The 379-nt window shown below is 65.2% G+C and carries 1 protein-coding gene; it reads right to left on the reverse strand.

All coding sequences use genetic code 11. The features are described from left to right. On the reverse strand, window positions 1-379 hold a 379-nt coding region (locus L0F51_RS19860; protein ID WP_234630887.1), incomplete at both ends, for a hypothetical protein.

Here is a 379-nt window from a genome sequence, read left to right on the forward strand (position 1 = left end):
ATCGGCATCGAGGGTCAGATCGGTGTCGCCACTCGTGTCAGGCGCCGGCTCTTCCGTCTCATTGCCACCGAGAAGGGCGCCCGTGATGTCTCCGGTCAGCTCGTCGACGGCATCCGTTCCACTCTCCAGAGTGGCGTCGACCGTCTCGACGACATCGTCGGTCGTGTCGACCGCACCATCAAGGAGCCCGCCGGTTGTGTCCGTCAGCTCGGAGATGGTCTCACCCGTGGTCTCCAGCACCTCGACGGTGCCATCAGTCGTCCCGGTGAGGTCAAGGTCAGCGACGACATCGACGTCGATGTCACCCACCAGCGCTTCGACGGGGTCGAGGGTGACGTCGAGATCGGCCGTCGTCTCGTCCACCAGCGGCAGCCCGAGA

The organism is Afifella sp. H1R, from assembly GCF_021462425.1.
Lineage (GTDB): Bacteria > Pseudomonadota > Alphaproteobacteria > Rhizobiales > Afifellaceae > Afifella > Afifella aestuarii.